Annotated in this window: 3 protein-coding genes and 1 pseudogene; all 4 read right to left on the minus strand. The window is 28.5% G+C overall.

What is annotated here, in order from left to right; all coding sequences use genetic code 11:
- Window positions 1–188, minus strand: a pseudogene (locus HSISS2_RS03940) (ISL3 family transposase); the annotation flags it as partial.
- 197 nt (window positions 189–385) lie between these two features.
- Complete coding sequence (locus HSISS2_RS11700) at window positions 386–652, minus strand: hypothetical protein (protein WP_240472052.1); 267 nt, start codon at window positions 650–652, stop codon at window positions 386–388.
- On the minus strand, window positions 643–837 hold the full coding sequence (locus HSISS2_RS11705; RefSeq protein WP_240472053.1) for a hypothetical protein: 195 nt from the start codon (window positions 835–837) through the stop codon (window positions 643–645). The genes HSISS2_RS11700 and HSISS2_RS11705 overlap by 10 nt, the downstream gene beginning before the upstream one ends.
- Entirely contained in the window at window positions 827–1,054 is a 228-nt protein-coding gene (locus tag HSISS2_RS03950; RefSeq protein WP_021145509.1) for a helix-turn-helix transcriptional regulator, read from the minus strand. Before HSISS2_RS03950 ends, HSISS2_RS11705 begins: the two co-directional genes overlap by 11 nt.
- Window positions 1,055–2,011: the final 957 nt, after the last annotated feature.

The following is a 2,011-nucleotide window of genomic DNA, read 5'->3' on the forward strand; positions in this document are numbered from 1 at the left end:
AGGAATTTTTAGAAGGCTTTTGAAAGTCATATTTTGATCATCTTTCCTTGGCAGTGAGGGCATGGTGGTGCAGGGTAATCGAGTGTTGCTTGAACCTTGATGTAGGTATCTTTTTCAAAAACAAGAGAAATAATGATGTGTGGGTCTTTAATTCCGATTAATTCTGTGGTATTCTTAATAAGTCTCATAAGTTCTTCCTAATGATGGTTTGGTTGCTTTTCATTATAGTTCTTATGGGACTTTTTGTCTGCATTCAAAAAGCTCTATAATCTCTATGGTGGTTTTACCCACTACAGAAATTATAGAGCCTTTATTCGGAATAGTTGAGACCCTTTTTGATTACTAACTGTAAGATCGATATAGGTCAAACTTAAGTTGTTTCTTATCATTTTTCTTCTCTTAAAACCAATAAATTATTTCCTGAATAATTTGAATAAATCTTCACTGAACTAACTGATTCAACTTTTATCTGTTTTACCGAAAAATATGTTTTACTATTATAGCGAATATTGAAATCATGCTCAGATTCTTTTCTAATATTTTTAAAAGAATCATTATTGAGGTTAAATTCTGACTTTCTAATTGATTCAATATTTTCTTTTGTGCTCATTACGTAAATATAACCAGTAAAATCCTTAATAGCTATATCCATTTTTTCACCATTTTTTGTTCTAATACTTGTTTTATCCCTAAACCTTCAGTATCTTCTTTGGAAGATTCTCGATGGATTTCTGATGTAACATCTTGCACTGTATCTTTAATTCCTAGACCACATGATATAAGTATTAATGAGACTAAAAAAGTAACCAGAGTCATCAGTATCTTTTTATTTTTCATTATCATTACTCCTTTTATTATATTCAAAAATATCACCAGGTTGACAATTGAGTTCTCTACAAATATTCAACAGTGTCAAAAACCGTATTCCCTTAGCTTTACCAGTCTTTAAAATTGATAAATTTGCTTCGGTGATATCAATCCTTTTAGCTAATTCTTTAGATGTAATGTTCCTAGACTTAATCACTTCATCTAATTTTATCTTAATTTCTTCCATATCATCAAATTATCTCCTCGTTTTCTTTTTGTATATGTTCTCCTTTTTAAATATGATAATCAATAAATAATTCAATATCAAGAACAATACGTTAACTAAATAGTTTTTTATTGAAAAATCAAATAATCCACTAACATTAGTTGTGTTCAAGTAATTAATGATTAGGTTTATTAATAATTGAAAAATTGTTAAACTAAGCAAAAATAGGAAAGAGTTTTTTATATATTTTAAATTTTTAGTATTAAAATATATATTGTTGCTAAAATATAAAAGTAATATGCTCCAAATTTTTAATAGTTTTATAGTTATAAAGCATATAGCTATTGTCATAAAAAGGATCAACAAAGGAAAAATAATTGGAACTTTGATTATAATATTCCCATAATCAAATATAAAGTTTCCATGACTTCTCTGTCCTCCGAAGAAAATTCCCGCTACACCCACTAGTAATAGCAAACCGACGAACCAAACGACATATCGCACAAGGGATAGAATATAGCTAATTATTTTTAAGAATTTATTCATAAAAAACACCTTTATTATTGTGATACAATAATTATCTTTCTGAAATTATTGTATCGCAATAATCTATTTGCGTCAATTATTTTTAAATATTATTGGGACATAAAAATAATAGCCAATATTCGATCAAATCAGTGCATAACTATTTATTTTTATATGAGTATTATCCAGAAAATCATATCCCCGTTTTGGTATGTAATTACATATAGTGGGTGGTGGTTTATTTATTTCGCACCTCCGGAGCGAAACGAACTGAAAGTCACATAAAAAGCATCTCAAAGCTATTCTAAATAGGCTCTATAATCTCTATGGTGGTTTTACCCACTACAGAAATTATAGAGCCTTTTTTATTCGTTTTTGACTAAGAAACTATGCTAGGAAATAGGACAGAGTCCCTTGTCATTTCAAAAAAACACCTATCTCGCAACAGGTGTT

The sequence above is a fragment of the Streptococcus sp. HSISS2 genome (assembly GCF_000448665.1).
Classification (GTDB): Bacteria; Bacillota; Bacilli; order Lactobacillales; family Streptococcaceae; genus Streptococcus; species Streptococcus raffinosi.